Below are 5,341 nucleotides of genomic sequence, written 5' to 3' on the forward strand. Positions count from 1 at the left end.
GAGCACGGTGCGCACCTCGGGCGTCAGGTGCGGCGAGACCTTCGCGAACTGCTCGTCCGTGAGCTGGTCCAGCTCGATGCCCTCGGCCTCGCAGACCTTGACGCACTCCCCCGCGCTCTCGTGCGCGACGCGGAACGGCACGCCCTGCTTGACCAGCCACTCGGCGATGTCGGTGGCCAGCGAGAAGCCGGCCGGGGCCAGCTCCTCCAGCCGCTCCCGGTTGACGGTGAGCGTGGCCAGCATGCCGGTGAAGGCGGGCAGCAGGACTTCGAGGGTGTCGGTCGAGTCGAAGACCGGCTCCTTGTCCTCCTGCAGATCGCGGTTGTACGCGAGCGGGAGGGCCTTGAGCGTCGCCATCAGCCCGGTGAGGTTGCCGATCAGCCGGCCGGACTTGCCGCGCGCCAGCTCGGCGATGTCCGGGTTCTTCTTCTGCGGCATGATCGAGCTGCCGGTGGAGAAGGAGTCGTGCAGGGTGACGAAGGAGAACTCCTTCGTGGCCCAGAGGATGACCTCCTCCGCGATGCGGGAGACGTCGATGCCGATCATCGCGGTGACGAACGCGAACTCCGCGGCGAAGTCCCGCGCCGCCGTCCCGTCGATGGAGTTGCCCGACGAGCCGCGCTCGAAGCCAAGCTCCGCGGCGACGGCCTCGGGGTCCAGGCCCAGCGAGGAGCCGGCCAGCGCGCCGGACCCGTACGGCGAGACGGCCGTGCGCTCGTCCCACTGCCGCAGCCGCTCGGCGTCCCGGGAGAGCGCCTGGGCGTGCGCGAGCACGTGGTGGGCGAAGAGGACGGGCTGCGCGTGCTGGAGGTGCGTACGGCCCGGCATGGCGACGTCCGGGTGCGCCTCGGCGAGGCCGACGAGGGCCTGCTGCAGCTCGGCGAGGAGGCCGCCGAGGGTGCGGGCGTGGTCGCGCAGGTACATCCGGAAGAGGGTGGCGACCTGGTCGTTGCGGGACCGGCCGGCGCGCAGCTTGCCGCCCAGCTCCGGGCCGAGCCGCTCCAGCAGGCCGCGTTCGAGCGCGGTGTGCACGTCCTCGTCGGCGACGGTGGCGGTGAACGCGCCGGTCCGGACGTCCGCCTCCAGCTGGTCGAGCCCGGCGAGCATCCGCGTCAGCTCGTCCGGCGTCAGCAGGCCGGCCCGGGTCAGCACCCGCGCGTGCGCGCGGGAGCCGGCGATGTCGTACGGGGCGAGCCGCATGTCGAAGTGGACGGACGCGGAGAGCCGCTCCAGCGCCGCGGCGGGGCCGTCGGCGAACCGGCCGCCCCACAGCTTCACGTCCTGCGGCGGGGCGCCCTGGGTGTCGTCGCTCACCGGGCCAGGTCCCGGCCGGCCGCGATCTTCGAGGAGAGGCCGAAGATCTCGATGAAGCCCTTGGACATCGACTGGTCGAAGGTGTCGCCCGTGTCGTACGTCGCGAGGTTGAAGTCGTACAGCGAGGCGGCCGAGCGCCGGCCGGTGACGACGGCCCTGCCGCCGTGCAGCGTCATCCGGATGTCGCCGGTGACGTGCTCGTTCGCCTCCTGGACGAAGCCGTCCAGGGCCCGCTTGAGCGGGGAGAACCACAGGCCGTCGTAGACCAGCTCGCCCCACCGCTGCTCGACCTGCCGCTTGTAGCGCGCCAGCTCCCGCTCGACGGTGACGTTCTCCAGCTCCTGGTGGGCGGTGATCAGCGCGATGGCGCCGGGCGCCTCGTAGACCTCCCGGGACTTGATGCCCACGAGCCGGTCCTCGACCATGTCGATCCGGCCCACGCCCTGGGCGCCGGCCCGCTCGTTGAGCTGCTGGATCGCCTGGAGCACGGTCACGGGGCGGCCGTCGAGGGCCACGGGCACGCCGCGCTCGAAGGTGACGACGACCTCGTCGGCCTCGCGGGCCGCGGCGGGGTTCTGGGTGTACTCGTAGACGTCCTCGATCGGGGCGTTCCAGATGTCCTCCAGGAAGCCGGTCTCGACGGCCCGGCCGAAGACGTTCTGGTCGATCGAGTACGGCGACTTCTTGGTGGTGGCGATGGGCAGGCCCTTCTCCTCGCAGAAGGCGATGGCCTTGTCCCGGGTCATGGCGTAGTCCCGGACGGGGGCGATGCACTTCAGGCCCGGGGCCAGGGAGGAGATGCCGGCCTCGAACCGCACCTGGTCGTTGCCCTTGCCGGTGCAGCCGTGGGCGACGGTGCCGGCGCCGTGCTTCTCGGCGGCGGCGACGAGGTGCTTGACGATGGTGGGCCGGGAGAGCGCGGAGACCAGCGGGTAGCGGTCCATGTACAGGGCGTTGGCCTTGATCGCCGGGAGGCAGTACTCGTCGGCGAACTCGTCCCTGGCGTCGGCGACCTCGGCCTCCACGGCACCGCAGGCAAGCGCGCGCTTGCGGATCACGTCGAGGTCCTCGCCGCCCTGGCCGACGTCCACGGCGACGGCGACGACCTCGGCACCCGTCTCCTCGGCGATCCAGCCGATGGCGACGGAGGTGTCCAGGCCGCCCGAGTAGGCGAGTACGACGCGCTCGGTCACGGGAGTCTCCTTAGGATGCATACGCTGACCGGAATAAGTATGCAGCACTCCGTATGGCTCGTCAAAACGCCGCGCCCGCGGCGGGCCGCCCGGCCGGAGGAGCCCACCTCCGGCCGGGCGGTACGGGCTCCCGGGGAGCCCCGCTAGCCGATTCCGGTGACCTCCACCATCAGCGGCAGCCCCAGGATGATCAGGATGATGCCGAGGACGTCGAATCCCGCCCCGGAGCGGATCATCGTGGTGATCGGCACGACGCCGGAGCCGTACGCGATGGCGTTCTGCGGCGTCGAGACCGGCAGCATGAAGCCGAAGGAGGCGGCGAAGGTCGCGGCCAGCGCCGGCACGAACGGATCGACCTCGGCGGCCATGGCGATCGGGATGATGATGGGCACCACCACCGCCGCCGAGGCCGTGTTGCTCGTGGTCTCCGAGACGATCACCGCCAGCACCGCCGCGAAGATCGTGATGGTGAAGACGCTGGAGAAGCCGAGCAGGTCGTTGGACTCCTTGCCGATGGTCTCGGCCAGGCCGGTGTCCGCGAGCAGCGAGCCGAAGATGATGCCGGTGCCGAAGAGCAGGATCGTGCCCCAGTCGATGCGGGCCGCGTCGCTCCAGTTGAGGGTGGCCTCGCGGCGCGCCCAGTTCGTCGGCAGGATGAACAGCAGCGCGGCGCCGAGCACGGCGACGATGCCCTCGTCGAGCCGGTCGCTGACGGTGGTGTACGCGGACGCCTCGGTGCCCACGGCGAGCGCCACGATGCCCGGGGTGATCCACAGTGCCACGGTGATGCCGAAGGCGATCAGCGTGTTCCACTCCGCGCGCGAGAACTTGCCGAGCGCGGCGCGCTGCTCGCGCACGTACTCCTCGACGCCCTCGATCCGCCGGATCTCCGGCTTGTTGAGCAGCAGCAGGACGATGACCAGGACGACGAACATGCAGGCGCACAGCGGCAGCGCGGTGGCCGTCCACTCGGCGAAGGAGATCTTCTCGCCGGTCGCCTCCTCGATCAGGCCGCGGCCGATGAGGTTGGGCGGGCTGCCCACCGGGGTGAGCAGGCCGCCGACGCTGGCGCCGTACGCGAGCATGAGCACCAGCGCGGCGCCGATGCGCAGCCGCGTGGGGTCGAAGTCCTGCTCCACCAGGCCGCGGTCCTGGAGCATCTTGGCGATGACCGTGAGGATGCCCAGCGCCGTGGGCAGCAGCATCGCCACCGTCGCGGTGTTGGAGACGAACGCCGACAGCAGGCAGGTGATCACGCCGAAGGCGGCGATCAGCCGGAACGTCGAGCGGCCCACCCCCGGCAGGCCCAGGATCCAGAACGCGAACCGGCGGGCCACGCCGTGCTTGAGCATCGCCTGGGCGAGGATGAACGCGCCGATGAAGGTGAAGATGGTGGACGAGCCGAAGGGGGCCAGCGCGTCGTCCGGCGGCACCACGCCGAGGACGACGATCGCGCCGACGCCGATGAGCCCGCCCACCGGGATCGGCACGGGCTCGGTGACCCACAGCACGATGACGCCGAGCAGGATGCCGGCCAGCGTCTGCTGGCTCGCCGCCATGTCCAGCGGGAGCGCGAGAAATATGACGGAGACCAGCGGGGCGAGCCAGAACCCGGTGGTCCGCCGCCCCCGCTCGAACTTCTCCTCCTGCGGCGAGAGTTTCTGCTCGCCGAGACTGCGGTACGTCGCATGGCCGAGCAGTGCCTGCTCGACGTCGGTCTTGGTACGTGGCGCCGTTTCGTCGGACTTCATCGTCCCCTCCGGATAACCGTGCGGCCTGGCTTACATTCAGGGCTGCTCCGTAAGGTGGGGCACAACTCGGCTGAGGGGAAGGGGTCATGACAACACATCGGATCGCGGTCATCCCCGGGGACGGCATCGGGCAGGAAGTCACGCCCGCCGCACTGGAGGTGCTGGACGCCGTCGGACGGCGGCACGGCGTGGAGTTCGCGTACACCGGCCTCGACTGGTCCTGCGAGCGCTACCGGCGCGAGGGCGCCATGATGCCGGAGGACGGCATCGAGCGGCTGCGCGGGTACGACGCGGTGTTCCTCGGCGCCGTCGGGGCGCCCGGGGTGCCGGACCACGTCTCGCTGTGGGGCCTGCTCATCCCCGTCCGCCGGGCCTTCCGGCAGTACGTGAACCTCCGGCCCGTCAAGGTCTTCGAGGGCGTCGAGAGCCCGCTGCGCGGCGCAGGCCCCGGAGACGTGGACCTGGTCGTGGTGCGCGAGAACACCGAGGGCGAGTACAGCGAGATCGGCGGCCGGCTGCACCGCGGCTTCCCCGAGGAGATGGCCGTACAGGAGGCCGTCTTCACCCGGGGCGGCGTCACCCGCGTCCTCGACCACGCCTTCGGCCTCGCCGCCCGCCGCACCGGCCGGCTCACCTCGGCGACGAAGTCCAACGGCATCGTGCACACCATGCCGTTCTGGGACGAGCTGGTACGCGAACGGGCCGCGGAGCACCCGGAGGTGACGTGGGACCAGGAGCACATCGACGCGCTGTGCGCCAAGGTCGTCCTCGACCCCGGGCGCTTCGACGTGATCGTCGCCTCCAACCTCTTCGGCGACATCCTCAGCGACCTCACCGCCGCCGTCGCCGGCTCCATCGGGATCGCCCCGTCGGCGAACCTCAATCCCGAGGGCACGTACCCCTCGATGTTCGAGCCGGTGCACGGCTCCGCGCCGGACATCGCGGGCCGCGGCATCGCCGACCCGATCGGCGCCATCTGGTCGGCGGCGCTGATGCTCGACCACCTCGGCCACGAGCGGGCCGGCGCGGAGGTCGTCGACGCCATCGCCGCGACGCTCGCGGGCACCGACGTCCGCACCCCGG

The 5,341-nt window shown here is 71.3% G+C and carries 4 protein-coding genes; 1 reads left to right on the forward strand and 3 read right to left on the reverse strand.

Annotated features, from left to right (window positions below; genetic code table 11):
• The 3 genes from argH to H5J30_RS16395 all read right to left on the reverse strand — a co-directional run.
• A partial coding sequence (gene argH / locus H5J30_RS16385) for an argininosuccinate lyase (protein WP_181788167.1) occupies positions 1-1,314 on the reverse strand: 1,314 nt, incomplete at its 3' end.
• Positions 1,311-2,507 (reverse strand): argininosuccinate synthase, encoded by a 1,197-nt coding sequence (locus H5J30_RS16390; protein WP_181788168.1) that lies wholly within the window; start codon positions 2,505-2,507, stop codon positions 1,311-1,313. The genes argH and H5J30_RS16390, both read right to left, overlap by 4 nt.
• Positions 2,508-2,650: 143 nt before the next feature.
• The gene (locus H5J30_RS16395) at positions 2,651-4,258 is read right to left on the reverse strand and encodes an SLC13 family permease (RefSeq protein ID WP_181788169.1); all 1,608 of its coding nucleotides are present in this window, start codon (positions 4,256-4,258) and stop codon (positions 2,651-2,653) included.
• Positions 4,259-4,344: 86 nt separating this feature from the next.
• Here H5J30_RS16395 and H5J30_RS16400 point away from each other — a divergent pair.
• Positions 4,345-5,341, forward strand: a 997-nt coding sequence (locus H5J30_RS16400; protein ID WP_181788170.1) for a tartrate dehydrogenase, incomplete at its 3' end; no start/stop codon positions are given.

This window comes from Streptomyces phytophilus (assembly GCF_013870535.1).
Lineage (GTDB): Bacteria > Actinomycetota > Actinomycetes > Streptomycetales > Streptomycetaceae > Streptomyces > Streptomyces phytophilus.